Origin of the sequence: Sphingobium chungbukense (genome assembly GCF_001005725.1) — a bacterium.
Taxonomy (GTDB): domain Bacteria; phylum Pseudomonadota; class Alphaproteobacteria; order Sphingomonadales; family Sphingomonadaceae; genus Sphingobium; species Sphingobium chungbukense.
This window is the reverse complement of the sequence record NZ_LBIC01000007.1, coordinates 150615-174665: the sequence shown is the minus strand read 5'-3', so window position 1 is coordinate 174665 and position 24051 is coordinate 150615. Positions and strand designations below refer to the sequence as shown.

At 67.1% G+C, this 24051-nt stretch carries 29 protein-coding genes and 2 pseudogenes; 25 read left to right on the top strand and 6 right to left on the bottom strand.

Annotated features, from left to right (window positions below):
* Positions 1-34 precede the first annotated feature (34 nt).
* The 3 genes from lnt to YP76_RS15720 are packed head-to-tail and all read right to left on the bottom strand — an operon-like array spanning position 35 to position 2821.
* Positions 35-1639 carry an apolipoprotein N-acyltransferase gene (gene lnt / locus YP76_RS15730; RefSeq protein WP_046764565.1) on the bottom strand — a complete coding sequence of 535 codons (1605 nt, stop codon included), beginning with the start codon at positions 1637-1639 and terminating at the stop codon, positions 35-37.
* 10 nt (positions 1640-1649) lie between these two features.
* Positions 1650-2288: a YqaA family protein gene (locus tag YP76_RS15725; protein ID WP_046764564.1), complete on the bottom strand. Its 639-nt coding sequence runs from the start codon at positions 2286-2288 to the stop codon at positions 1650-1652.
* A 26-nt stretch (positions 2289-2314) separates the two neighbouring features.
* Positions 2315-2821, bottom strand: coding sequence for a GNAT family N-acetyltransferase (locus YP76_RS15720; protein WP_046764563.1), 507 nt, complete (start codon positions 2819-2821; stop codon positions 2315-2317).
* 92 nt (positions 2822-2913) lie between these two features.
* Between YP76_RS15720 and YP76_RS15715 the strand changes: the two genes are divergently transcribed.
* The 4 genes from YP76_RS15715 (at position 2914) to YP76_RS15700 (ending at position 5419) form a co-directional block, all read left to right on the top strand.
* The gene (locus YP76_RS15715; protein WP_046764562.1) at positions 2914-3156 is read left to right on the top strand and encodes a hypothetical protein; all 243 of its coding nucleotides are present in this window, start codon (positions 2914-2916) and stop codon (positions 3154-3156) included.
* Between the two features lie 70 nt (positions 3157-3226).
* Positions 3227-3988 carry a hypothetical protein gene (locus YP76_RS15710; RefSeq protein WP_197707410.1) on the top strand — a complete coding sequence of 254 codons (762 nt, stop codon included), beginning with the start codon at positions 3227-3229 and terminating at the stop codon, positions 3986-3988.
* Positions 3989-4051: 63 nt separating this feature from the next.
* Entirely contained in the window at positions 4052-4726 is a 675-nt protein-coding gene (locus YP76_RS15705; RefSeq protein ID WP_232307582.1) for a glutathione S-transferase family protein, read from the top strand.
* A 120-nt stretch (positions 4727-4846) separates the two neighbouring features.
* A complete protein-coding gene (locus YP76_RS15700) occupies positions 4847-5419 on the top strand; it encodes a hypothetical protein (protein WP_232307581.1) in 573 nt (190 codons plus the stop codon).
* Between the two features lie 194 nt (positions 5420-5613).
* Here YP76_RS15700 and YP76_RS15695 read toward each other — a convergent pair whose 3' ends face one another.
* Positions 5614-6060, bottom strand: a complete 447-nt coding sequence (locus YP76_RS15695; RefSeq protein WP_046764560.1) for an acetyltransferase — start codon at positions 6058-6060, stop codon at positions 5614-5616.
* A gap of 64 nt (positions 6061-6124) precedes the next feature.
* On the opposite strand from YP76_RS15695, the pseudogene YP76_RS15690 reads away from it, so the two are divergent.
* The 9 genes and pseudogenes from YP76_RS15690 to gp17 all read left to right on the top strand — a co-directional run bounded on the left by YP76_RS15690 (position 6125) and on the right by gp17 (position 12326).
* Positions 6125-7440 (top strand): annotated as a pseudogene (locus YP76_RS15690) (DNA-packaging protein).
* Between the two features lie 81 nt (positions 7441-7521).
* The gene (locus YP76_RS15685) at positions 7522-7860 is read left to right on the top strand and encodes a hypothetical protein (RefSeq protein WP_046764898.1); all 339 of its coding nucleotides are present in this window, start codon (positions 7522-7524) and stop codon (positions 7858-7860) included.
* Positions 7861-8036: 176 nt separating this feature from the next.
* The gene (locus tag YP76_RS15680) at positions 8037-9161 is read left to right on the top strand and encodes a phage portal protein (protein WP_046764559.1); all 1125 of its coding nucleotides are present in this window, start codon (positions 8037-8039) and stop codon (positions 9159-9161) included.
* Positions 9162-9184: 23 nt separating this feature from the next.
* On the top strand, positions 9185-9505 hold the full coding sequence (locus tag YP76_RS15675; RefSeq protein WP_046764558.1) for a DUF6127 family protein: 321 nt from the start codon (positions 9185-9187) through the stop codon (positions 9503-9505).
* Positions 9498-9916 (top strand): annotated as a pseudogene (locus tag YP76_RS15670) (HK97 family phage prohead protease). Before YP76_RS15675 ends, YP76_RS15670 begins: the two are co-directional and overlap by 8 nt.
* Before the next feature lie 96 nt (positions 9917-10012).
* Positions 10013-11125 (top strand): phage major capsid protein, encoded by a 1113-nt coding sequence (locus YP76_RS15665; protein ID WP_046764557.1) that lies wholly within the window; start codon positions 10013-10015, stop codon positions 11123-11125.
* A 123-nt stretch (positions 11126-11248) separates the two neighbouring features.
* Positions 11249-11734, top strand: a complete 486-nt coding sequence (locus YP76_RS15660; RefSeq protein WP_046764556.1) for a head-tail connector protein — start codon at positions 11249-11251, stop codon at positions 11732-11734.
* The gene (locus YP76_RS15655; protein WP_046764897.1) at positions 11734-11931 is read left to right on the top strand and encodes a hypothetical protein; all 198 of its coding nucleotides are present in this window, start codon (positions 11734-11736) and stop codon (positions 11929-11931) included. Before YP76_RS15660 ends, YP76_RS15655 begins: the two co-directional genes overlap by 1 nt.
* Positions 11931-12326 carry a tail completion protein gp17 gene (gp17, locus tag YP76_RS15650; protein WP_046764555.1) on the top strand — a complete coding sequence of 132 codons (396 nt, stop codon included), beginning with the start codon at positions 11931-11933 and terminating at the stop codon, positions 12324-12326. The genes YP76_RS15655 and gp17 overlap by 1 nt, the downstream gene beginning before the upstream one ends.
* Before the next feature lie 3 nt (positions 12327-12329).
* Here the strand turns inward: gp17 and YP76_RS15645 are convergent, their stop codons facing one another.
* Positions 12330-12653, bottom strand: coding sequence for a hypothetical protein (locus tag YP76_RS15645; RefSeq protein WP_046764554.1), 324 nt, complete (start codon positions 12651-12653; stop codon positions 12330-12332).
* Positions 12654-12711: 58 nt separating this feature from the next.
* On the opposite strand from YP76_RS15645, the gene YP76_RS15640 reads away from it, so the two are divergent.
* The 11 genes from YP76_RS15640 to YP76_RS15590 all read left to right on the top strand — a co-directional run bounded on the left by YP76_RS15640 (position 12712) and on the right by YP76_RS15590 (position 22549).
* A complete protein-coding gene (locus YP76_RS15640; protein WP_046764553.1) occupies positions 12712-13119 on the top strand; it encodes a phage tail tube protein in 408 nt (135 codons plus the stop codon).
* Entirely contained in the window at positions 13116-13439 is a 324-nt protein-coding gene (locus tag YP76_RS15635) for a gene transfer agent family protein (protein ID WP_046764552.1), read from the top strand. The genes YP76_RS15640 and YP76_RS15635 overlap by 4 nt, the downstream gene beginning before the upstream one ends.
* Positions 13436-13672: a phage tail assembly chaperone gene (locus tag YP76_RS15630; protein ID WP_046764551.1), complete on the top strand. Its 237-nt coding sequence runs from the start codon at positions 13436-13438 to the stop codon at positions 13670-13672. The genes YP76_RS15635 and YP76_RS15630 overlap by 4 nt, the downstream gene beginning before the upstream one ends.
* A gap of 32 nt (positions 13673-13704) precedes the next feature.
* Positions 13705-14244 carry a hypothetical protein gene (locus tag YP76_RS15625; RefSeq protein ID WP_046764550.1) on the top strand — a complete coding sequence of 180 codons (540 nt, stop codon included), beginning with the start codon at positions 13705-13707 and terminating at the stop codon, positions 14242-14244.
* On the top strand, positions 14241-16592 hold the full coding sequence (locus tag YP76_RS15620; RefSeq protein WP_046764549.1) for a DUF2460 domain-containing protein: 2352 nt from the start codon (positions 14241-14243) through the stop codon (positions 16590-16592). The genes YP76_RS15625 and YP76_RS15620 overlap by 4 nt, the downstream gene beginning before the upstream one ends.
* The gene (locus tag YP76_RS15615; protein ID WP_046764548.1) at positions 16589-17404 is read left to right on the top strand and encodes a DUF2163 domain-containing protein; all 816 of its coding nucleotides are present in this window, start codon (positions 16589-16591) and stop codon (positions 17402-17404) included. Before YP76_RS15620 ends, YP76_RS15615 begins: the two co-directional genes overlap by 4 nt.
* A complete protein-coding gene (locus tag YP76_RS15610; protein ID WP_046764547.1) occupies positions 17401-17772 on the top strand; it encodes a C40 family peptidase in 372 nt (123 codons plus the stop codon). Before YP76_RS15615 ends, YP76_RS15610 begins: the two co-directional genes overlap by 4 nt.
* An 8-nt stretch (positions 17773-17780) precedes the next feature.
* On the top strand, positions 17781-19979 hold the full coding sequence (locus YP76_RS15605) for a phage tail protein (protein WP_046764546.1): 2199 nt from the start codon (positions 17781-17783) through the stop codon (positions 19977-19979).
* Between the two features lie 38 nt (positions 19980-20017).
* The gene (locus YP76_RS15600) at positions 20018-20521 is read left to right on the top strand and encodes a DUF2793 domain-containing protein (RefSeq protein WP_046764545.1); all 504 of its coding nucleotides are present in this window, start codon (positions 20018-20020) and stop codon (positions 20519-20521) included.
* 181 nt (positions 20522-20702) lie between these two features.
* On the top strand, positions 20703-21779 hold the full coding sequence (locus YP76_RS15595) for an OmpA family protein (protein ID WP_046764544.1): 1077 nt from the start codon (positions 20703-20705) through the stop codon (positions 21777-21779).
* A 218-nt stretch (positions 21780-21997) separates the two neighbouring features.
* On the top strand, positions 21998-22549 hold the full coding sequence (locus YP76_RS15590; protein WP_046764896.1) for a superoxide dismutase family protein: 552 nt from the start codon (positions 21998-22000) through the stop codon (positions 22547-22549).
* 46 nt (positions 22550-22595) lie between these two features.
* Here YP76_RS15590 and thpR read toward each other — a convergent pair whose 3' ends face one another.
* A complete protein-coding gene (thpR, locus tag YP76_RS15585) occupies positions 22596-23135 on the bottom strand; it encodes an RNA 2',3'-cyclic phosphodiesterase (protein WP_046764543.1) in 540 nt (179 codons plus the stop codon).
* 119 nt (positions 23136-23254) lie between these two features.
* On the opposite strand from thpR, the gene YP76_RS15580 reads away from it, so the two are divergent.
* The gene (locus tag YP76_RS15580; RefSeq protein WP_046764542.1) at positions 23255-23992 is read left to right on the top strand and encodes a Bax inhibitor-1/YccA family protein; all 738 of its coding nucleotides are present in this window, start codon (positions 23255-23257) and stop codon (positions 23990-23992) included.
* Positions 23993-24051: the final 59 nt, after the last annotated feature.

Genomic DNA, 24051 nt, shown 5'->3' with positions numbered 1-24051 from the left:
GGACAAGCGACATAAAGAAAAGTTTATGTGGCTATTAGCGGGTCGTTCTGCGGGTGGCAATGGCCAGTGCGATGAGGGCCAGCATGAAGGCGAAGGGCGCCCAGTTGCCAAGGCGGGCGAAGAGCGTCGGCGGCAGGGCGGGAGGGAGTGCGGTGTCGAGGAAACCGGCGCGATGATGGCCGATGTGGCTGAGGATATGGCCGCGGGCATCCACCACCGCCGAGACGCCGGTGGGAGTCGAGCGGATGATGGGTATGCCTTCCTCCAGCGCGCGGAGGCGGGCTTGGGCGAGGTGCTGGACCGGGCCCCAACTGCCGAACCAGGCGTCGTTCGAGGGGTTGAAGAGGAAGTCGGGGCGGTTGGCTTCGTCCACCACCTGGCCGGAGAAGATGATCTCGTAGCAGATTTGCACGCCCATCTTGAGCTGCGGACGGCCGAGGGTGGCGGGCAGGAGCAGGCTTTGCGGGCCGGGGCCGGGCCAGAAATCGACGGCGCCGGGGACGAGTCGGGACAGGCCGAGCGGCTGGAGAAGCTCGCGCATGGGGAGATATTCGCCATAGGGGACGAGGTGCGACTTGTCGTAGCGACCGAGCAGGCGCGCGCCGGGGTCGACGATGAACAGGCTGTTGTTGGCGCCGGCGAGGGTGTTTTCGAGGACGCCGTTCTTCTCGATGGGCCTGAAATAGACCTTGGTCGCGCCGGTCATCAGCAGGTCGCCGGGACCGAGCAGTGCCGCGAGGCGCGCGCGCCATTCCGGTTCCAGATCGAGATAGGCTGGAATGGCGGCTTCGGGCCAGAAGATCAGGCGCGGGGCCGGGCGAGGCGTGCCGGAAAGGGTGGCGAGGGTCTGGAAATGCGCCTGTTCGAGTTCGGGGGAATATTTCTCGTCCTGGCCGATATTGGGCTGCACCACGCGGATGCGGGGCGTGCCCGGCGGGGTGGTCGGAGCAGGGGAAAGAAGGCTCCAGAGAGCAAGGGCGCAGAGTGGCGCGGCTATGGCGGCGGCGGGTTTGAATTGGCGACGGATTGTGAGGAGGAGCGCGCCGGAGGCCAATATGACGAGCGCGCCGACGCCATAGGTACCGATCAGGGTCGAGGCTATGGCGATGCCGGTGGGCAGCAGCGTGACGCCCAACGGGTTCCACGCGAAGCCGGTGAAGGCGGTGGCGCGGAGATATTCGGCGGCGAGCCATGTCGCGGCGAAGAGGAGGATGAGGGGCAGTTTGCCGTACTCCTGCGTCGGCAGGAGTCCAGTGCTGACGGCGGGACTGGGTTCCTGCCTGCGCAGGAACACGTGGTTTCCTAACCACCAGGTCATGAGAGTCGCCAGGCCCGGATAGACCGCGAGGTAGAGGGACAGCAGGAGGACCGCGCCATAGCCGAACCAGTGCGGCATGGAATCCTGGAAGGTGAAGGCGTGGGCGATCCAGTTGAGGCCCAGGGTGAAATGGCCGACGCCGAACAGCCAGCCGCGTGAGAAGGCGCTGCGGCGACTGGGGGCCTGTTCGATCAGCACGATCAGCAGCGCGAAGCAGGCGAGGGTGACGGGCCAGAGCTTGAGCGGCTCGAAACCCGTAGCCGCGAGGAATCCGGCGAGCAGCGCGGTGAGCTTCGGGAAGCGGGCCGGGATATGCTTCATGGGCTGCGGGTCAGCGCAGGGTGGCCATGGTGGCGTGGCTGCACTTGTCGTTCTTGTCGCCGCTGCCGCCCGTCAGGGCCGAAGCCGCGATGAAGCCGCCGACCACCAGGACCAGGAAAGCGGCGGAGAGCAGGCCGAGATATTTCTCGATGAATGCCTTGATCGGACGGCCGAATTTCCAGAACAGGAAGCCCACGAGCATGAACTGGAAGGCGCGGGAGAGGATGCTGGCCCAGAGGAAGGTGAAGAGCGACAGGCCGATGAAGCCCGCGGTGATGGTGATCAGCTTGAAGGGGATGGGCGTTGCGCCCTTGATCAGGATGATCTCCGCCCCGTAATCGCGCAGATAGCAGGCGGCGACGGGGAATTTGGCGGCGAGGCCGAGCGCGTGCAGGATTTGCTGGCCGACCGCCTCATAGACGAAATGGCCGATGGCATAGCCGAACAGGCCGCCCAGCACCGATGCGATGGTGCAGATAAGGCCGAAGCGGATCGCGCGTTCCGGGCGGGCGAGGCACATCAGGCCCAGCAGCGGGTGCGGCGGGATCGGGAAGAAGCTGGATTCCATGAAACTGATGGCGAAAAGCCAGCGTTCGGCGTGGGCGTGGGCGGCTTTCGCCAGCGTCCATTGGTACAGCTTCGTAAGCATCGGCCAGACCCCTAGACGAAGAGGTTTCAGGCCGCCAGCGCTTTTGCCAGCACGAGCATTTCATAAGGCGGGTCGAGCGGCACCGGGTAGGGGCGGCGTTCGCCGGTCGGTTCGTAGCCGCGGCGCTGATAATAGGCGATCAGGCGGTCATGGGTGGTGATGACGGTCATTTCCATCTGGTGGGTTTCGAAGGCCGAAACCGCGAGCCGTTCGGCGGCGGCAAGCAGTTCGTGGCCGAGTCCCCCCGACTGGAGGCCGGGATCGATGCAGAGCAGGCCGAGATAGGCGCGGCCCTGGCCGAGGTCGGAAATCTGGACGCAGCCGATCGGCGTGCCGTCCTCTTCCAGTGCGACCAGCAGGCGTTCGGCGGGGTCGGACAGGATCGCCTCCAGCGCGGGGATGCTGGTGCGGGGGCTGGTGGGCGGGGGGGATTCGACGGCCCAGCTTTCGCTGGCGGCCTCACCGCGATAGGCGCGCTCGATCACGCGATGGAGGCGGGGGAGGTCGGCGGCGGTGGCAAGGCGGATGTCCATGGCGCGGCTGTTTAGCGCGGCTGTGATCGTTGCGACAGCCCGCTTGATCAGCGGGAGCGGCGGCGGCTAGGCTCCGGGTAAAGGAGAAAATGATGCTTGGCATGGGTGAGGGCGGTTGCCCCTTCGAATTCAACACCGATCCCGCGACGTTCAAGGTCGGCGATTCGGTGAGCTACAGGGTGACGGGTAGCCTGGAGGGCATGCCCTTTGCCGGGGTGCTGCTGGAGGTGCATGAGGATCATGTCGTGCTGACGTCCGATCCGCAGGACAAGGCCAGCCGGATGCGGGCGACGCGGGAAAGTCGACCAGTCGTGCGGGAAGAGGATATCTGCTGAGGAGGACGGCGTTGACGGAACGGCGCCGTCTGGGCATGACCCCTCAGGCAGATACCCCCGGCGCCATCGAGTGAAACTGACCTTTTCATCCCCTTCCAAATGGCGTGAGCGCGGTGGCGGCTTGCTGTTCGCGCTGCTGTTCAACGGCCTATTGCTGCTGGCTTTGCTGACGCTGGCGCCCAAGCCCGTGGTGAAGCTGCCCGACTTCCGCAATCCGGTGACCTTCGAGATGGCGCCCGCGCAAAAGGCGGAGAAGGCGCAGTCGAAGGCCGAGAAAAGCGAGAAGAAGCGGCAGGAGAAATCAGCGCAGCGGCAGGTGCAGCCCGTGGTGAAGCGGGACCGGCCGGTGGTGAAGCCGACGGAGCAGCAGCCTTCGCCCTTGCCCTTCCTGGTGATCGACAGCCAGCAGATGGCGTCGGCGGATATCGGGAAGATGCCGAAGAAGGGCGCGGAGGACGGGTCGTCGGGTCAGGGGAACAGTGCGGCGGTGGCCGGGCCGGGCGAAGGGCCGGGCGGGGTGCAATTGTACGAGGCCGAATGGTATCGGCGGCCCACCCATGTGGAACTGGCAAGCTATCTGCCGGGCAATGCGCCGCCCCGGGGCTGGGGACTGGTCGCGTGCAAGACGGTCGACCATTATCATGTCGAAAACTGCCAGGCGCTGGGGGAATCGCCCATGGGGTCGGGCTTTGCGCGGGCGGTGCGGCTGGCCGCGTGGCAGTTCCTGGTGCTGCCGCCGCGCGTCAACGGCAAGGTGATGGTCGGAAGCTGGGTGCGTATCCGGATCGACTATACGCAGGCGGTGGCCGGGTCGGGCGACAGCGGGCGATGATTTCCTTTGCCTTTTGACAGCGGGGGGGCATGATCGGCCCTCATCATCAGGAGCGGTAGCATCATGATCCTTTATGGAGCGCGTCCTTCGCCTTTCGTGCGCAAGGTGCTTGTGTTCGCGGCGGAAAAGGGCCTCGAGCTGGATTTGCGGCCGGGCGGCTTCGGGCAGGGCGGGGACGCCTTTGCGCGGGCGTCGCCCTTCGGCAAGATGCCGGCGTTCGAGGATGGGGATTTCCGGATCAGCGACTCGACCGCGATCATAACCTATCTGGATACGCTGCATCCGGAGCCGAACCTGATCCCGACCGAGGCGAAGGCGCGGGCGCGGACGATCTGGTATGAGGAGTTTGCCGATACCATCGTCCAGGCAACGGGGATGCCGATATTCTTCAACCGGATGGTCGCGCCCCTGCTGGGAGTGGTGCAGGATCTGGCGGCGGCCGATGCGGCGGAGGTGAAGACCCTGCCGGGGCTTTACGATTATCTGGAAAATATCCTGCCGCAGAGCGGCTTTCTGGTCGAGGATCGCTTTACGCTGGCGGATATTGCCGTGGCCTGTCCGTTGATCAACATCTGTTATTGTAGCGCGGTGTTGAAGGAGGGGGCTGGCCCCGGACCAGGGCTTGGTTGCAGCAGATGCGGGAGCGGCCGAGCTTTGCCGTGGTGCTGGCGGCCGAAGCCAAGGCGATCGAGCGCATGGCTGCCGCATGAATTAACCCATATGGAACATTTATCTTGACATCGTCACGCTGTTCTGGCAGATGGGACGACATTGGGAAAATGTGAGTCGCCGACGAGGCGTTGCGAAGGGGCTGGTCCGGTTGGGCCGGCCCCTTTGGCTTGGGCGCGGGGGATGGGCATGGTGGATGAGGTGAAGGAAGGGCGCGGGAAGCGGCGCTTCGGCGGGCGGGCGAAGGCGCCCGACCGGGTGCTGGTGTTGGCGAACAGCCAGTTGGGCGGCGAGGGGAGCGGGCCGCAGGTACGGGCGATGCGCAGCAATGGCTGGACACCGGAATTGCGGGCGAAGTTTCTGGAGACGCTGGCGTTGACCTGCAATGTCAGCGAGGCGGCGCGGGCCGTGGGGCGGAACCTGTCGACCGTCTATTATCTGAAGCGGCGCGATCCGGGCTTTGCGATGGCGTGGAAGCAGGCGCTGAGCATCGGGCATGAGGAATTGACGGCGCTGATGCTGCGGCAGGCGCTGTTCGGCACGGAGCAGGAGGAGATCGTGCTGGACGGCGAGGGCGCGGTGAAGAGCCGGAAGATCCGGCGCGGGCATCCGCATATGATCCAGGCGCTCCTGTTCAGGGCGCATCGGCAGGAGGTGGCGGAGGCGCAGCGAGAGGAAGGCGTCGAGCGGCCGGATGGCGAGGATGCCGTGGCGCGGTTGCGGCTGGCGCTGGAGCGGGTGCGCAAGCGGAGTAAGGCGTAGGTAGGTCGGATTTCGGGCTCTTGAACAGGGAAGGGGTGGATGGTGGGCATCCTCCTTTCCCGGTGGGAGGGGAGGGCGAGTGATAACGGGCCGTTTCACCCTCACCCTTCCCCTCACCCTTCCGCCGCGCCGCGCGCGGCTGGCCCCCTCTCCCGTGGGAGAGGGGATTTAGCGACGTCGTTGGGCAAGAGCGGTCAGGGGGCGTAGCGGAGGTGGATGAGGGGATAGGGGCGGCCTTGGCCGTCCCGGTCCGAGCGGCCGGTGCGGGCGAAGTTCATCGCTTCGTAGAAGGCCATCGCCCGCCGGTTCTGTTCGTTGACGTCGGTGGTGAGCGTGGGATGCAGGGACAGGGCATGTTCGACGAGCCGCCGGCCCACACCCTGGCCATGCCAGTCGGGATCGATGAACAGCGCATCCATATGCGTGCCGTCGATCAGCATGAAGCCGATGGCGCGATCGTCCGGGTCGGTGGCGAGCCATGCGGGGGCCTGGGGCAGGAAGGCCGCGACTTCCGCATCGATCGCGCTGCGGTCGGCGGGGGCCAGGAAATCATGGGTGGCGTCGACGGCCTTGCGCCAGATGTCGAGCAGGCGGGCGCCGTCGGCGGCGCGGGCGGGGCGGATCGAACTCATGACGGGCATATAGGGGCACAGGGCCGGTCGGCCAAATTTCCCTGCACGAAAACAAGATGAAAGGACGGATGGCATGGGGCGGCTGTCGGATTTCGAGCGGCTGGCGCGGATGCCGGACAAGGCGCGCGAGCGGGTGCTGGCTGGGCTGAACGGTGCGGCGGCGGACGCCCTGGCGCATGACTGGACCTGGCTGGCGCGGCCGGAGCAATTGGCGCCGGAGGGGGATTGGCGCATCTGGTTGATGATGGCGGGGCGCGGTTTCGGCAAGACCCGCGCGGGCGCCGAATGGGTGCGGGCGGTGGCGGAGCGCGATCCCGGGGCGCGGATCGCGCTGGTCGGGGCGACGCTGGGCGAGGCGCGGGCGGTGATGGTGGAGGGGGCTTCGGGGCTGCTGGCCATCGCGCCCTGGTGGAACCGGCCGGTGTTCGCGCCTGCGCTGCGCAAGCTGGTCTGGCCCAATGGGGCGGTGGCGACTTTGTTCGGGGCGACGGAGCCGGAAAGCTTGCGCGGGCCGCAGTTCAGCCATGGCTGGGCCGACGAGATCGCGAAATGGGCGGGCGGACAGGCGGCCTGGGACAATCTGATGATGGGGATGCGATTGGGCGACGCGCCGCGCGTGCTGGCGACGACGACGCCGCGGCCCGTGCCGCTGGTGCGCGGCCTGGTGGAGCGGGACGGTGACGATGTCGTGGTGACGCGGGGGCGGACGGCGGACAATGCCGCATATCTGGCCGAGGGCTTCGTCGAGGCGATGGAGCGCAGCTATGGCGGCACGCGGCTGGGACGGCAGGAACTGGAGGGCGAGTTGATCGCGGAGGTCGAGGGCGCCCTGTGGAGCCGGGACCTGCTGGAACGCTGCCGGGTGGGGCATGTGCGCGCGGCTTTGGTGCGGGTGGTGGTGGCGGTCGATCCGCCGGCTTCCGCGCATGGCGATGCCTGCGGCATCGTCGTGGCCGGGTTGGGCGACGATGGACGGGCCTATGTGATGGCCGATGCCAGCGTGGAGGGGGCGACGCCGGAGGGATGGGCGCGGGCAGTGGCGGCGGCGGCGCTGCTGCATGGCGCCGACCGGGTGGTGGCCGAGGCGAATAATGGCGGGGCGATGGTGGAGAGTGTGCTGCGCGCGGCGGAGGCCGGGCTTCCGGTGCGGCTGGTGCATGCGAGCCGGGGGAAGGTGGCGAGGGCGGAGCCTGTGGCCGCGCTCTATGAGGCGGGGCGGGTGGCGCATCGGGGCGCCTTCTGGGCGCTGGAGGACGAGATGTGCGGGTTGGTGACGGGGGGCGGCTATGTCGGGCCGGACGCTCGCCGGATCGGGCGGATGCGCTGGTATGGGCCTTGAGCGAGGTGATGCTGGGGCGGCGGGGCGAGGCGCGGGTGCGGGCCGTGTGAAGGACGGACTTCGAACGGGTGCGAAACAAAATCGGCGGTTCCGGCGTTGGTTTGGTCATGCATATGGCAGGAGGCTTTTTCATGAAGATCGCGAAATGGGCGGTCGGTCTGGCGGCGCTGACCTTGATGGTCGAACCTGCGGTGGCGGTGACATTGTCGAGCAAGGACAGGGCGCGGGTGGCGCGTGCCGCACCGGGCGACCGGGACGATGTGCGCTATTGCCTGCTCAAGCGGAAGAAGGATGCGCGCAAGGGAACGGTGATCGGCGCTGCCGGCGGTGCGGGCGCGGGAGTGATCGCGGGCGGAAGTGTCGGCGAGACGCTGCTGGCGGGAGCGGCGGGGGCCGTGGCGGGGAATCTGATCGGCAAGGGGCAGGCCGGTGGCGATGCCTGCGACCGCGTGTTGAAGCGCAATCCCTGAGGAGCGGTTCCTGCGCGCTTGGGCGTAGAGGCGGCGGCGGTACGGATTCCTGCCTGGGCAGGAATAGCATCATGGTGAGGGCTGCCCCCTCTCCCGCTTTCGTCAGGTCGCGTGTTGCCAGGTTTCACTATTCTCTCCCCTGAAGGGGCGAGGATTTTTTTGGGCGGGGTTTTTCCATGAAATTGTTCGGGACGAAGGCGGCGCGCCAGTCGGCGCGGCCGGTACTGGCGCGTGCCTGGGGTGCGGGTGGGGTGGCTTTGGGCGAGTGGCCCGCAAGCTATGAGGCGCAGGTGCGGGCCGGGGTGATGCAGAATCCGGTGGCGCAGCGGGCGTTGCGGCTGGTGTCGGAGGGGGCTGGCGGGACGGACCTGTCCGTTGCGGGTGTGGAGGATGCCGCGCGGGTGATGCGGCTGGTGACGCATTGTTCGGCGGGGCAGGGCCTGGTCGAGACGCTGGCCAGCCATCTGCTGTTGCATGGCAATGCCTATGTGCAGGTGCTGGCCGGCGCGGACGGGTTGCCGGGGGAACTATATGCGCTGCGGCCGGAGCGGGTGAGCGTGGAGGCGGATGCGCGGGGGTGGCCCGCCGCCTATCTCTATCGCGTGGGGGAGAGCGTGACGCGGCTTTTGCCCGAAAATGGGCCGCCTGCGGGCGGCGTGCTTCATCTCAAGGCGCTGCATCCGTTGGACGATCATTATGGGTTGGGCTGTGTGGGAGCGGCCGCGGGGGCGGTGGCGATCCACAATGCGGCGACGGTCTGGAACAAGGCGCTGCTGGACAATGCGGCGCGGCCTTCGGGGGCGATGGTCTATGCGCCGGGGGATGGATCGGTCATGTCGCCGGAGCAGTTCGAGCGGGTGAAGCGGGAGATGGAGATCGCCTTTTCCGGCGCGGCCAATGCGGGGCGGCCGATGCTGCTGGAGGGCGGGCTCGACTGGAAGGCGATGAGCCTGACGCCCGCCGAGATGGATTTCGTGGGGTTGAAGGCGGCGGCGGCGCGGGAGGTCGCTTTGGCTTTCGGGGTGCCGCCGATGCTGATGGGGCTGCCGGGCGACAATAGCTACGCCAATTATCGCGAGGCCAATCGGGCGCTGTGGCGGCAGACGATATTGCCGTTGGTGGCGAAGATCTGCGGCGGGTTGGCGCAGGGGTTGCGGCCCTGGTGGCCGGAATTGCGGCTGAGCGCGGATCTGGATGCGGTGCCCGCGCTGTTCGAGGAGCGGAGCGCGCTTTGGGAGCGGGTGGCGGCGGCGGATTTCCTGTCGGCGGAGGAGAAGCGGGCGATGCTGGGGATCGGGTGAGGCGGCAGGCGCGGAGGCGAGAGATGAAATATGATGGGGAGATGCTGGCGCGGCTGGTGGCGCAGGCCGAGGCGCAGCCGGTGGGGACGGACATGGTCATGATCCGGGCGCTGATCGAGGAGGCGAGCGAACTGGGCGCGGGGCGGGCGTTGGAGCGGCTGGGGCTGGCCGATGGCGGAGCGCGGGATGACGTGCGGGAATTGCGCGAGTTGCTGGGCGCTTGGCGGGACGCGAAGAAGGCGGCGCGAGGGGCCGTTGTTGCGTGGGTCGTGCGCGTGGTGATGGCGCTGATGCTGTTGGGGATGGCGGTGAAGCTGGGATTGTTGGGGCTGGTGCATGAGTGACGTGCGCTTTGCCGGATATGCGGCGGTGTTCGACCGGGTGGATCGCGGTGGCGACGTGGTGCGGGCGGGGCCTTTGCCGGGGTGACGGCGGGGATGCCCCTGTTGTGGCAGCATCGGCCGGGGGAGGTGATCGGGACGGTCGAGAAGGTTGAGGAGGATGCACGGGGCCTGCGCGTGATCGGGCGGGTTTCGGGGCGGACGGCGGCCGGGCGGGAAGCTGGGCGCGCGCTTCGGGAGAAAGCGGTGGACGGCTTGTCCTTTGGCTATCGGGTGCGGGAGGCGCGCGGGGTTGCGCCGCGGGAGTTGCTGGAGCTGGAGGTGGTGGAGGTGAGTGTCGTCACCCATCCGATGCAGGATCTGGCTCGGGTGATTGCGGTGGAGGGGGCGTCGCCCTCATCCAACTTCGCCTAGCCAGTAGAGCTGGCGAGGCTTCGTATCCTTCTCCCGCGGGGAGAAGGAATGGTTCGGGCGGTCCGGTGGGGCCGCCCTTTTTCGTGGGAGTGGTGGATGACGGATCAGTTGGAAGCGAGCTTTGATGCGGTGGTGCAGGGTGAGCGTATCGCGGGGCTGGAGAGCGAGGTCGCCGCGCTGAAGGGGGCTTTGTTGGTGCAGCAGAGGCCAGCGCTGGATGGCGTGAAGGGCGGGGCGGTCGATCCGCACAGGGCGGCTTTCGTCGATCGCTATGTGCGGCAGGGGCTTGAGGCGGGGGTGGAGCTCAAGAGCTTTTCGGGGGCTTCGGGCGCGGCGGGCGGCTATGCGGTGCCGCGGGAGATCGACCAGATCATCGATGCGACGCTGAAGGGCATTTCGCCCATTCGCTCGATCGCCAATGTCGTGCGGACGGGCACGGCGGGTTATCGCAAGCTGGTGACGTCGGGCGGCATCGTGTCCGGCTGGGCCAGCGAGACGGGGGCGCGGGCGGAGACGGCGACGCCCAGTTTCAACGAGATCGTGCCGCCTTCGGGTGAGCTTTACGCCAATCCGGCGGCGTCCCAGGCGATGCTGGACGATGCGCAGTTCGATGTCGAAGGCTGGCTGGCGGGCGAGATCGCTCGCGAGTTCGCGGCGGCGGAGGGCGCGGCCTTCGTCAATGGCAATGGGACGAACAAGCCCAAGGGCTTTTTGACCTATACCGCCACTAATGAGGCGGACAGCGTGCGGGCTTTCGGGTCGCTGCAATATGTGGCTTCGGGGGCTTCGGGCGCTTTTGCGGCGGCGGGGCAGGACAAGCTGATCGATCTGGTGCAGAGCCTGCGGGCGCCCTATCGGCAGGGGGCCTGTTTCGTGATGAATTCCGCCACCTTGTCCGTCATTCGCAAGATGAAGACCAGCGATGGGGCGTTTATCTGGCAGCCTTCATTGGCGGCGGGGCAGCCGGCGAGCTTGCTGGGTTATCCGGTGGTCGAGGCCGAGGATATGCCGGATATTTCGGCGGGGTCGCTGTCGATTGCTTTCGGCAATTTCCAGGCGGGCTATGTGATTTCGGAGCGGAGCGAGACGAGCATCCTGCGCGATCCGTTCAGCAACAAGCCGTTTGTCCACTTCTATGCGGTGAAGCGGATTGGTGGGGCCGTGGCGAATTCGGAGGCGATCAAGTTGATGAAGTTTGCGGCTTCCTGAAGGGTCGCCCTCATCCAACTTCGCCTAACCGGCAGAGCCGGTAAGGCTGCGTATCCTTCTCCCGCAGGGAGAAGGATTTTGGGGGCGTCCTTTGGGGCGTCCCCTTTTTCTTGGGGAGGGGCCATGTTGGCGGATCTCAAGGCCTGGTTGCGGATCGGGTCGGATGATGAGGATGGGGTGCTGGAGCGGCTTTTGGGAAGCGCTTCGGGGCTTTGCGAGCAGTTTATCGGGCAATGGCTGATGGTGCGGGAGGCTTCCGAAACCATCATGGCCGATGGGAGCTGGCAGCGGCTGATGGCGCGGCCGGTGGTGGCGATTTTGGGCGTCGAGCTGGCGGGCGTGGCTTTGGCGCCGGAGGCTTATGCGGTCGATATCGATGCTGCGGGGGATGGCTGGGTGCGGGCGCGGCTGGTGGATGGGCCGGGCGTGGTGACGGTGCGTTATCGCGCGGGGCTGGCCGGGGATGTCGACGCGCTGCCCGAGGCGATCCGGCAGGGGATCGTGCGGCTGGCGGCGGAGCATTTCGTGGCGCGTGATGGCGGGGTGGCGACGCCGCCCGCCGTGGTGAGCGCGTTGTGGCGGCCCTGGCGGCGGATGCGGCTGGCGTGATGGATCGGCTAAGCGCGATGGTGGCGGAGCGGGTCGAGGCGCGGCGGCGGGGGATCGTCGCGGCGGCGGGCGCGCTTGGCGTCGAGGCGCGGGTCGAGGGCGAGGTGGTGCGCTTGTCCGGGCCAGGATTGAAGCGGCGGTGGATGGGCGATCTGGCGCTGCGCGAAGCGGGCCGGAATTCGGGAGGAGGGCGGTGATGAGCGCGGAAGTGGCGGTGCGCAGGGCGGTCGTTGCGGCTTTGCGCGGCGATGCGGATTTGATGGCCGGGTTGAACGGGGTGTTCGATGGAACGCCGGGACGGGCCAGCGCGCCTTATGGCGTGGTGGGCGACTGTGTTGCGCTGGATTGGGGCGCGAAGGATGTCGAGGGGCGCGAGCTGACCTTGACCGTCAGCCTGTTCGATGTGGGAGAGGCGCCTTCGCGGCTGGCGGGGTTGTTGGGGCGCGTCGACGCGGTCTTGCGGGCGGTTGGGTCAGCGGAGGGCTGGCGGGTTGTCGGTGCGCGGCTGGTCCGGTCGCGCCTGTCGCGGACAGGCGCGCGGGATGGATGGCAGGCGATGGTCGATTATCGGTTGCGCGTGGTGCGCGGCTGACGATCAGGACTTCGAATAGTCCTCGAACTCGCCGATGATCTTGTCCCTATATTCGCTGATCTGGTCGTCCGCGTCGGACTGGGCATCCTTTTCCGACATGCCGGTCGATTTGTCGTCCGCGACGATGGCGGCGCGGAAGGCGGCTTCCTGTGTGCCGCACTGCGCCTTCAGAGAGGCCTGGAAATCACTGAGCGACATCTTCTTGTCGAGCGCGGGCTGAATCTGTTTTTCCAGGCACGCCGAATAGGTCTTGCGGCCGTTGCCGACGGCGTCGCCGCTCTGTGGGGCGGCGGCCAGCAACAGCATCAGGGGGGCGGTCACGAACATTTTGGGCCTCTCTCCATATCCCGAATCTTGCACGGTTTATCTTAGAGGAGAATGCTCCATGGGCGTGGAAAAAGGAAGCGCGTTTCTATTGAAAATAGGGGATGGCGGGGCTCCGGTGGCCTATGCGACGGTCGCTGGAATGCGCACGACGCAGCTATCCGTCAATGGCGAGGCGGTGAACGTCACCAACAAGGATTCGGGCGGCTGGCGCGAACTGCTGTCGGGCGCGGGGGTGCGGTCGGTCAGTGTGTCGGCGGCGGGGATATTCACCGGGTCGGCGGCCGAGGTGCGGTTGCGCAACCATGCGCTGGCGGGGACCATCGGCGATTATGAGCTGAGCTTCGAGAGTGGCGAGAAGATGCGCGGGCGCTTTCTGGTGACGCGGCTCGATTATGCCGGGGATTATAATGGGGAGCGCAATTATGCGCTGAGCCTGGAAAGCTCCGGGCAGGTGGTGTCGCTGTGAGCGGGGCCAATGGGGCACCCAATGCCGCCAGGGGCGAGGCCGCGCTGGAGCTGGGAGGGGAGCGGCTGGTGCTGCGGCCCAGTTTCGCGGCTTTGGTGGCGGCTGAGGAGGAGTTGGGGCCGCTCTTCTCCCTGGTTGAGCGGGCGGCGGCGGGGAAGCTGTCGCTGGCCGAGATGGCGGGGCTGTTCTGGCATTGCCTGGCGGAGCCGCCCGCGGGGCTGACGCGGGAAGCCTTGGGCGAGGCGATCGTGGCGGCGGGGCTGGCGAAGCTGACGCCGGTTTTGCGGGGCATATTGGGCCAGATACTGGGGGGACGATGAGCTTTTTCAAGGCGGCGGCGCGGTTGGCCGGGGTCGCGGGGTGGCTGCTCGGGTGGCGGCCGGATGAGTTCTGGCGGGCGACGCCCGCGGAACTGGAGAGCGTGTTGCGGGCGGCGCGGGGGGAAGAGGAGCCGGAGGCCGGGATGGATCGCGGGGAGCTGGAGAGGTTGAAGGCGGTGATGCCGGATGGCGACGCGCCTGGGGCACGCCCCCACCCCCAACCCCTCCCCTGAAGGGGGGGCTTTTTATTGGTCGGGAGAGTGGGATGGATGAGGAGATCGACAATCTGGTCGTGCGGGTGCGGGCGGATACGCAGGCTTTTGCCAAGGATGTCGACGCCATGCGCGGGGCGTTGGAAGGACCGCTGGCAAGCGGGGCCGAGCGCGCGGGGCGGCGGATCGAGCAGGGATTGTTGCGGGCGGTTCGGACCGGGCAGTTCGGCTTCGAGGAATTGAAGGCCATCGCCCTGCGGGTGTTGGATGACATTGCGGCCAGCGCCTTGCGGACCGGGATGGGCAGCGTCGGGGGCGACGGTCTGGTCGGGCTGGCCGCGTCCGTGCTGGGTTTGCCGGGGCGGGCGACCGGCGGGCCGGTGGCGCCGGGGCGGGCCTATGTCGTGGGGGAACGGGGGCCGGAGGTCTTTGTGCCGACCGCGAGCGGGCAGGTTGTGCCCCATGGCGCCGGTGGCGTGCGGGACGTGCGGGTCAGCATCGCGGTGCAGGGGCAGGGGGCGGATAGCGCGCGTTTGCTGGCGCGCAGCGCGCGGCAGGTCGCGCGGGCGGTCAGGGGGGCGATTGGCGGATGAGTGGCCGGAAACAGAAGCTTGCATATTGGCTGGCCGATGCCCGTCGGGGGCAGGAGGCGCGGTTCATGAAGCGGTTTGCGCCGACGCATTGGACGGTCAATTTTCCCAGGCCGATGATGGCGAATGTGGTGACGACCGCCGCGGATGCACCCTCTGGACCGGGATTGCGCGTGGATGCCGTTTTCTACGGGTCGGGCGATCTGGCGGGGCTGATCTGGGAGGCGGAGGACAGATGGAGTCATGCCCTGCTGGCCTATGAGACGGATCGGGATTTTCGGGACTGCGTGTTGCGCTTTCGCTGGCGGAGTGGGGGGCTGCGGCGGCTGGACGAGACGCATGGGCCGACGCTGACCATCGAGGGGCGGGATGCGGAAGGGCATGCGCGGGCCTGGTATGTGCGCTTGTGGAATTATGCGAGCGGTGGGGCGGAAGATGCTGTTGTTACGCTGGATTTTTCCGATCTGAAGAGCGGCTTCCTGTCGAGCGAGGGGGAGGCGGTCTGGGCTGGGGATGTCGATCGGATGTTCATCTCGCTCGCCGCGCCGGCTTATGATGGCGGCAGCACGGCTTTTGCCGGCGGGGTTGAGGGGTGGTGTGAGCTTTCGGGGATAAGATGCGACGGCGCCGGGTCGGTGCTGCGGGTAGGGGATGTCGTGCTGCCCGAGCATGGGCTGTCGATGGCCACGGGCTACGACGATTGCTTCAACCAGACGCCGGAGCGGATCGTCGCTTCGATCCATGCTCTGGGGTATCGCGGGGACATCAATCATTATGTCGGGATGAGCCATTATTTTCGGCTCGAACCGCTGGGAGGCGGTTTTTACATCAGTCTGGCGGGCGGCGTGTTGAATGCGCCTTGCGCGGCCTGGCATGCGGATTTTGCGCGGCGGGCCAAGGCGCTGGGGCTGGGGGTGATCTGGTCGCTATCCTATGAATTGTTCGATGCGCATTGCTGGAACGATTGGAAGCAGCGGGCCGAGGATGGTTCGCCCGCGCTGACGGGGTGGTCGCCGCCTTCGACCTTGCTGTCGCCGGCGCATGACGGGGCGATGAGTTACCTGCGATTGGTGGCGGGTGCCTTTGTTTCCATTGGGTTGTCGGCTGGATTGGCCATCAAGTTTCAGGTCGGTGAACCCTGGTGGTGGGTGATGCCGGACGGGCGCATCTGCCTGTATGACGATGCGGCGCGAGCGGCCTTGGGTGGGGCTTTGGTTTCGGTGCCGGATGTTCGGAGGGTGTTGAGCGGGCCGGAAAAGGTTCTGCTGGACCGGGCGGGGGAGGTGCTGGCGGCTTCGACGGCTTCATTATGCGGTTGGGTCAAGGGTGTGGCGCCGGGGGCGGTGACTCATTTGCTCGCCTATCTGCCCACCGTGCTCGATCCGCTGGCGCCGGAAGCGAAGCGGGCGAACATGCCGCTTGGATGGGCTTTCCCCGCTTTCGATGTGTTGCAACTGGAGGATTATGACTGGGTGACGGAAGGGCGGGAGAGGCTCACCGCGCGAGGGGTCGAACTGGCGGTCGAGCGGCTGGGTTATCCCGTGGAGGAGCAGCATTATTTTTCGGGCTTCGTGCTGCGCGGCGAGGATGCCGTGCAGTGGCGGGAGATTGCGGCGGCGGCGGAGGCGGCGGTGCGGCGGGGGACGGCGGCGACCTTTGTCTGGGCGCTGCCGCAGGTCGCGCGGGACGGCTTTACCTGCTTCCGACTGGATGGGGAGGATGATGTGCAGGCCTTTGATGATGTGGCTTTTCCTTTGGGCGTAGGGCGGGAGGCGAGTGTGGCGCCCGCCTTTTCGACGCAGATCGTGGAGAGCGTGTCCGGGCATGAGCGGCGGAGCAGCGACTGGGCGGATGCGCGGCTTTCCTTCGATGCGGGGCCGGGGGTGCGGTCGGAAGCGGACATGGCTGCGCTGATCGCCTTCTTCCGGGCGCGGCGGGGCGCGGCGCGGGGGTTCCGGTTCACCGATCCCTATGACGATCGCAGTTGCGGCATCGGCGGGGTGCCGGGGCCTTTGGACCAGCATCTGGGGCTTGGCGACGGGGTGCGGGCGGAATTTCCCCTGAGCCGTTTCTATGGTGTTGGCGAAGAGGCGCAGGTTCGGCGGATCACGCGGCCGGTCGCGGGGACGATCCGGGTCGCAGTCGATGGGATCGAGAGGGTGGACGGCTGGAGCCATGCGGGGCTGGGGGTGATCGCCTTCGATGTCGCGCCTGTGGAGGGCGCGATGCTGACGGCGGGCTTTCGTTTCGATGTTCCGGTTCGTTTCGCCGAGGATCGGCTGGACATCAACCGCGCGACCTTTGCGGCGGGCGAGGCGCCTTCGGTGCCGCTGGTGGAGATCAGGGAATGAGTCTGGAGGCTTTGGAGAAGCCGCTGGCGACGCTGGCCTTTTGCTGGCGGATCGAGCGGCGGGACGGGGTGACGATCGGGCTGACGAGCCATGATCGCGACCTGGTGATCGGGCATGTGCCCTATCGCGCGGCGCCGGGCATGACGCCATCCGCCGTGCGCAGCGGGATCGGCGTCGAGGGGAGCGATGCCGATGTGGAGGGCGCCCTGGTGTCCGACGCGATCAGCGAGGCCGACCTGGCGGCGGGGCGATGGGACGGGGCGGCGCTGGAGTTGCGATTGACCGAGTGGGACGCGCCCGGCGATTTGTGGCTGTTGCTGGCGCGCGGGGAGATCGGGGCGGTGGCGCGCAAGGCCGGAGCTTTCACGGCGGAGCTGGTTGGGGCGATGACGGCGTTGAAAGCGCCGGTCGCGCCGTCGACCTCGCCGGATTGCCGGGCGGCCTTGGGGGACCGGCAGTGCCGGGTCGATCTGGCCGGGCGGCGGCGGGTGGTGGCTGTTGGGGGCGTGGAGGATGCCGTGGTGGCCGTGCCGGGGCTGGCGGCGGGGGTTTATGCTTTCGGGACTTTGCGGTGGTTGACCGGGGCCAATGGCGGGATCGTGCAGGGGATCCTCGATAATGATGCGGATGGCGTGACCTTGGCCGATCCGCCGCCTTTCGCGGTGGGGGCGGGGATGCTGGCGCTGCTGACCGAGGGGTGCGACCGGCAATTGGCGACCTGTGCGGGGCGGTTTGGGAATGCCGTGAATTTTCGCGGCGAGCCTTATCTGCCGGGGACGGATTTGCTGACGCGCTATCCGGGCGCGGCTTGAGCGGGATCGTCGCGGCGGCGCGGGCGCTGGTGGGGGTGCGTTTCCGGCTGCATGGGCGGGTGCCGGAGCGGGGGCTGGATTGCGTCGGGCTGGCGGCGCTGGTGCTGGGGCGGGTGGCGCCGCAGGGCTATGGGCTGCGTTCCGGGGATGAGGGCCAAGCGGCGGACTGGTTGCGGGCGGCTGGATTGCGGCGGGTCGACGCGGCGCGTTGTGGCGATCTGGTGCTGGTGCGGCCGGGACCCTTGCAACTGCATCTGATGATCGTGGTGCCGGGGGGGCATGTCCATGCGCATGCGGGCGTCGGGCGTGTCGTGGAGATGCCGGGGGAGTCGCCCTGGCCGGTGCTGGGCTACTGGCGGGCGGAATAGGGGAAGATATGGCGACGATTGTTTTGACCGCTCTTGGCACGGCCATTGGCGGGCCGCTGGGGGCTGCCGTCGGCGGGCTGATCGGCAACAGCCTTGACCATGCGGTGCTGTTCAAGCCCAAGGGGCGCGAAGGACGGCGGCTGACCGACATGCAGGTGCAGACATCAACCTATGGGACGCAGGTGCCCCGGCTGTTCGGGACGCTGCGGGTGGCGGGGACGGTGATCTGGGCGACGGACCTCCAGGAGACGAAGCACAGGAGCGGCGGCGGCAAGGGACGGCCGAGCGTCACCAGCTACAGCTATTCGGCGAGCTTTGCGGTGGCGCTGTCGGCACGGGCGGTTCGGGCCGTGCGGCGGATATGGGCGGACGGCAATTTGCTGCGCGGGGCGGCGGGGGACTTCAAGACCGAACTGGGGGCTTTCCGCCTGCATCGGGGTGGTGAGGATCAGCCAGTCGATCCGTTGATCGCCGCGGCGGAGGGCGTGGGGCTGACACCGGCGCATCGGGGGATGGCCTATGCGGTGTTCGAGGATCTGGCGCTGGCTGACTATGGCAATCGCATTCCGTCGCTGACCTTCGAGGTCGAGGCGGATGAGGGGGCGGTGGCGATCGGGGAAATGGCGGCTGAGTTGAGCGGTGGCTTGCTGACGGGGGAGGGCTTGGCGGCGGTCGACGGACTGGCGGCGGGAGGTACGGATGTGGGGGATGCGCTGGCGCCGCTGACGGAGGCGTTCGATCTTGCCTTTGTGGGGGAAGAGGAGGGATTGCGTTGGGCGGCGTCTGCACAGGCCGGGGCGGAGATCGGGGTGGGCGCGCTTTGCCGGTCGGTCAATGGCAGGGTGCTGGACGGCGTGGAGCGATCGGGTGGCTCGGCCGATGCCGTGCCCGCGGCGTTGGCGGTTCGTTATCATGATGCGGCGCGGGATTATCAGGCGAGCGTGCAGCGGGTGGTGCGGCCGGGCCCGGGGCGGATGGAGCAGGGCCTGGAACTGGCGGCGGTCTTGTCGGGCGATGCCGCGCGCGAATTGGCGGCGTCGAAGATGGGGCGGCTGTGGACCGGGCGTTCGGCCATGACCCTGCGTTGCGGTTGGGCGGCGCTGCGTCATGCGCCGGGCGATGTGGTGACAGTGGAAGGCGTGCCGGGCCTGTGGCGGATCGAGGAACGCGAGTGGGAGGCGATGGCGGTGCGGCTGAGCCTGCGGCGCGTGCCGGGGGCGGGCGGAGCGATCCCGGCGGGGGCATCTTCGGGAAGTCTCGTGCGGCAGGCGGACCAGCCGCATGGGGCGACGGTGCTGATGCTGGCGGACCTGCCGCCGATCGGCGAGGTGGCCGCTACGGCGCCCATCATCGCGGCGGCGGCAAGCGGCGGGGAAGGCTGGCGCAGTGCGGCGCTCTTCATCATGAGCGGGACGGGAGAAGCCATGCCCGCCGGGCGGACGGCGCCGCGGGCGGTGATGGGGCGGGTCGATACGCTGCTTCCTGAAGGAAGCGTCACGCTGGTCGATGCCGTCAACAGCATCGACGTGACGCTGCTGGCCGAAGACATGACATTGGGCGGGGCGGATGAGGCGGCGTTGGCGCAGGGGCGCAATCTGTGCCTGATCGGGCGGGAGGTGATCCAGTTTTCCGAAACCGTGCAGACCGGCGCGGCGAGCTTCCGGCTGCGGAGGCTGCGCCGTGGGCTGTTCGGCACGGAATGGGCGATGGATGGCCATGAAGTGGGCGAGGGCTTTCTGATGCTGGAGCAGGACCGGCTGGCCGAGCCCTTATCCGTGCAGGGGGGCGGGGCGGAGATGGGCGGGAGTGTCCGGATCGCCGCGGTCGGTGTCGGAGATGGGGAACCGGCGGAGGCGGCCCTTATCGTCAGCGGCGAGGCGGTGACACCGCTGGCCCCGGTGCATTCCTGGTTCGAGGCCGATAGGGCAGGAGGCTGGAAGATCGGCTGGACGCGGCGGAGCAGGAACGGGTGGCGCTGGATCAGCGGCGCCGATGTGCCGTTGGGCGAGGATCGGGAAAGCTATGAGTTGCGGATGCTCGTGGCGGGGGAAGTGGTGCGGCGGGTGGTCGTCGATCGGCCGGGTTGGGCCTATCCCGCGGCGATGTGGGATGCCGACCTGGGGGGCGCGGGGACGATGGCCCTGGAGATTCGGCAGATGGGTTCCCAGGCGATGGGACGCCCCGCGCGGATCATGCTGCCGGGCTGAACGGTTGGGCGTTGGAGCGGAAAAAGGACAATCGAATCATGGTGATGGACGCGACTTTTCGTTGGGCGCTGCCCAAGCTTTTTGCCGGGCAGGCCCAGAAGGAGCTTTTCCATAACGAGGCGCTGACCCGGATCGACATGCTGCTGCATGGTGCGGCGGCAAGCGCGGATGAGAGTGCGCCGCCCGCGGCGCCCGCGATCGGGGATTGCTGGATCGTGGCGGCGGGGGCTTCAGGCGATTGGGCCGGGCGGGAAGGCATGGTGGCATGCTGGACCGAGGGGGGATGGCGCTTTGTTACGCCGCGGGCCGGCCTTTCGCTCTGGGTGGTCGATCGGGGATATGCCATGCGGCATGAGGGGGCGGGCTGGGCCGATGCGCCGGTGCGGGAAGACGGGCTGTATGTGGCGGGTGATCGGATCGTGGGTGGACGGGGGCCGGGCATAGCAGATCCGTCGGGCGGCGCGACGGTCGATGGGGAAGCGCGATCCGCGATCGGCGCGATCCTGCATGCGCTGCGCACGCACGGCCTGATTTACGCATGACTTGGGGGGGGGGGAAATCTTTTACCTGAGGGGGTATTTGAATTAGCCTCTGGGGCCTCGGCAACGGGTGTAACTGCGTTATTTTTGCAACAGTTTTCCCAATTGTGGACTTGCCATGAAACTTTCTAGCCGATACAGGGTTTCAGCAGTCCTTCGTGACACTTTTGAAAGGGGAATTCAGATGCGGAAGCTTGCCCTCGCGGCTGTGCTTGCGACCAGCGCCCTGGCCACCCCGGCCCTGGCGCGTGACAATAGCTGGTATGTCGGCATCGACTCCGGCGTTGTTCTCGTCGAAGATCAGGACATCACCTTCACCCCCGGTAATGCCGGTGCCGCCAGCAACACGGTTGCCGGCGTGGACTACCACAAGGGCTGGGATGGCGACGCCAATATCGGTTACGACTTCGGCGGTTTCCGTCTGGAAGCCGAGGCGGCCTACAAGCGCGCCAAGGTCGACCTCGACAAGAGCGGCTTCGGTGGTTCGGCTTCGGCCCTGTCGTTCATGCTGAACGGCTTGCTCGACTTCGGTCCCGATGATGGCCTGCAGGGCTTCGTCGGCGGCGGTGTCGGCGTTTCGCGCGGCAAGCTGGCCAACGACCTGGTCAACGATTCCGACACCGGTTTCGCCTGGCAGGCGATCGCCGGCGTTCGCTATCCGCTGACCAACCATGTCGACGTCTCGTTGAAGTATCGCTTCTTCAACCAGGACAATATCAAGCTGATCCCGGCCTACACCACCATCGGTGGCCCCGCCGGTTCGTCGGTTGACACCAAGCTGCGCACCCACAGCCTGCTGCTGGGTCTGACCTACAACTTCGGTGGTGAACCGGCTGCTCCGCCGCCGCCCCCGCCGCCTCCGCCTCCCCCGCCGCCTCCGCCCCCGCCGCCTCCGCCGCCGGTGGCCGAGTGCAGCCCTGGGCCGTACATCGTCTTCTTCGAATGGGACAAGTCGGACATCACGCCTGACGCCGCCACCATTCTGGACAACGCGGTTTCGGCCTACAGCAACTGCGGCAGCGCCCAGGTCATGCTGGCGGGCTATGCGGACCGTTCGGGTTCGGCCTCGTACAATGTCGGTCTGTCGCAGCGTCGTGCTGACGCCGTTAAGGCCTATGTCGCTTCGAAGGGCATCCCTGACGGCGTGATCACGACCCAGGCGTTCGGTGAATCGAACCCCCGCGTCGAAACCGCCGACGGCGTTCGCGAACTGCAGAACCGTCGCGTGGAAATCACCTACGGTCCGGGTTCGGGTCAGTAAGATTTTCCATCCTTCGGGATGGAAGAGGATCGAGGGGCTGGTCGAGAGACCGGCCCCTTTTTCTGTGCAATGGTCGCCGCCGCGTCCTGGTGGAGGCGGTCCGATGTTGATGGGGGCTGCATGAAGGCGGAAATCGGATGACATTCGGATCGGCTGGGCAACAAAATGCCGTCCAGCCGCGTTCGTCCGGCAGCGTCCTTTTCGGGAGTTTGTTCATCATGAAAATTGCCGCAATCCTGTTGGCATTGCCACTGGCCGTCCTGACGTCGGCATGCGCGACGAGTTCGTCGGCCGGTGCCCCCGATGCCGATACCGCGGCGCCGATGGCGCATGCCAAATTGCTCGCCGGGGATGGTTCCGCGCGCGGGGAGGCGATGGTGACACAGGCGGGCGACGGCCTGCATGTCGTCGTGCATGCGCAAGGTCTGACCCCGGGCATGCATGCGGTGCATATCCACACTGTCGGGGTCTGCACGGCGCCCGACTTCACAAGCGCGGGAGGGCATTGGAACCCGACCGGGCACAAGCATGGCAAGGATAATCCCGACGGCATGCATATGGGCGATATGCCGAACATGATCGCCGGTGCGGATGGTGTGGGCGAGATGGAATATGTCATTCCCGGGGGGACCATCAGCGGTGGTGCGACTCCGTTGATGGATGGTGATGGCGCGGCGGTCGTCATCCATGCGCAGGCCGACGACAACAAGACCGACCCGGCGGGCAATGCGGGCGGGCGTATCGCCTGCGGCGTGTTGACGGCGGGATAGGCCCTCGGGGTGAGACGGCGCGGGGGGAAGTCGCGCCGTTTGGCGGCTATGCCGTGTCGGCCCGGTAGCGTTCGACCATGTGATAGGTCGAGCCGGCCGGGCCGAGTTGGCTTTCGAAGAGGGTGAATTCTTCGACGGTGAAGGGCGGGCTTGTCAGGCCGGCGTGGCGAGCCATGAACGCCTCCATGGAGCCGACGGTGCGGCCGAAGCGGGCGAGCGTGACATGCGGCAAATAGCTGCGCTCGTCCGGTGGCAGGCCGGCACGGACGCAGGCGCGGTCGACCTTCTGGTGAAGCTGGGCGAGCGGATCGCGCGGCTGGGCACCGGCCCATAGCGTGTGGACATGGCCCTTCCGGTCGAAACAGCCGACGCCGGCCAAGGCGATGTCGAAGGGTGAAAATCGCACGCTGCCGAGCGCATCGGCCAGGTCGTTGGCCCGATGCCGGTCGACCTCTCCGACGAAGCGCAGGGTGAGGTGCAGTTGCTCGTCCTCTTGCCAGCGCGCGCCCGTAATGCCGTTCATCAGGTCGAGCAGTTCGGTACGGACATCGGCCGGGGGACGGATGGCGACGAAAAGGCGGTGCATGATTTTCCTATAGCCCTTCCATCGCTATAAGTCAGGTTGCGCTACCGGCTTGAATATATGGCGGGATGAGCCGATAATAGGGGTGTCGGCTGTGTAACGCCGGTGAAGGAGATTATCCCATGGCCAATTGGTCCGATCCGCGTTCCGACCTTGCGGGTTTTGGCGGCACGACGGTTGCGCGCGGGGAGGCGTATGACGCCGGCCTGCGCAGCTATATGCTGTCGGTTTACAATTATATGGCGAGCGGTGTGCTGCTGACCGGCCTGGTCGCGATGCTGTTCGCGTCGAGCGGGCTCGCCTATCAGATCCTGGCGGGCCCCGGCATATTGAAATATGTCATCATGTTCGCGCCCTTGCTGTTCGTGATGGTCATGAGCTTTGGCGTGAACCGTTTGTCGACGGTCGCGATGCAGGCGATGTTCTGGGCCTATGCGGCGGTGATGGGCCTGTCGCTCTCGTCCATCCTGCTGGTCTATACCGGGACGTCGGTGGCCCAGACCTTCTTCGCGACGGCGGCGGCCTTTGCGGGGCTGAGCCTCTGGGGCTATACGACCAAGCGCGATCTTTCGGCCTTCGGCACCTTCCTGATCATGGGTGTGGTCGGGTTGCTGGTCGCCAGCCTCATCAACCTTTTCTTCCGGTCGAGCGCGATGAACATGGTGATCAGCTTCATCGGCGTGCTGCTGTTCGCGGGCCTGACGGCCTATGACACGCAGAAGATCAAGAGCATCTATGCCCATGTCGCCGGCACGGAGATGATGGGCAAGTCGGTGGTGATGGGGGCGCTGAACCTCTATCTCGACTTCATCAACATGTTCCTGTTCCTGCTGCGCTTCATGGGCAGCCAGCGGAACTGAGCACGATAGCGCAGATCGAGTAAAGGCCCGGCGGAGCGTTCTCCGCCGGGCCTTTTGCT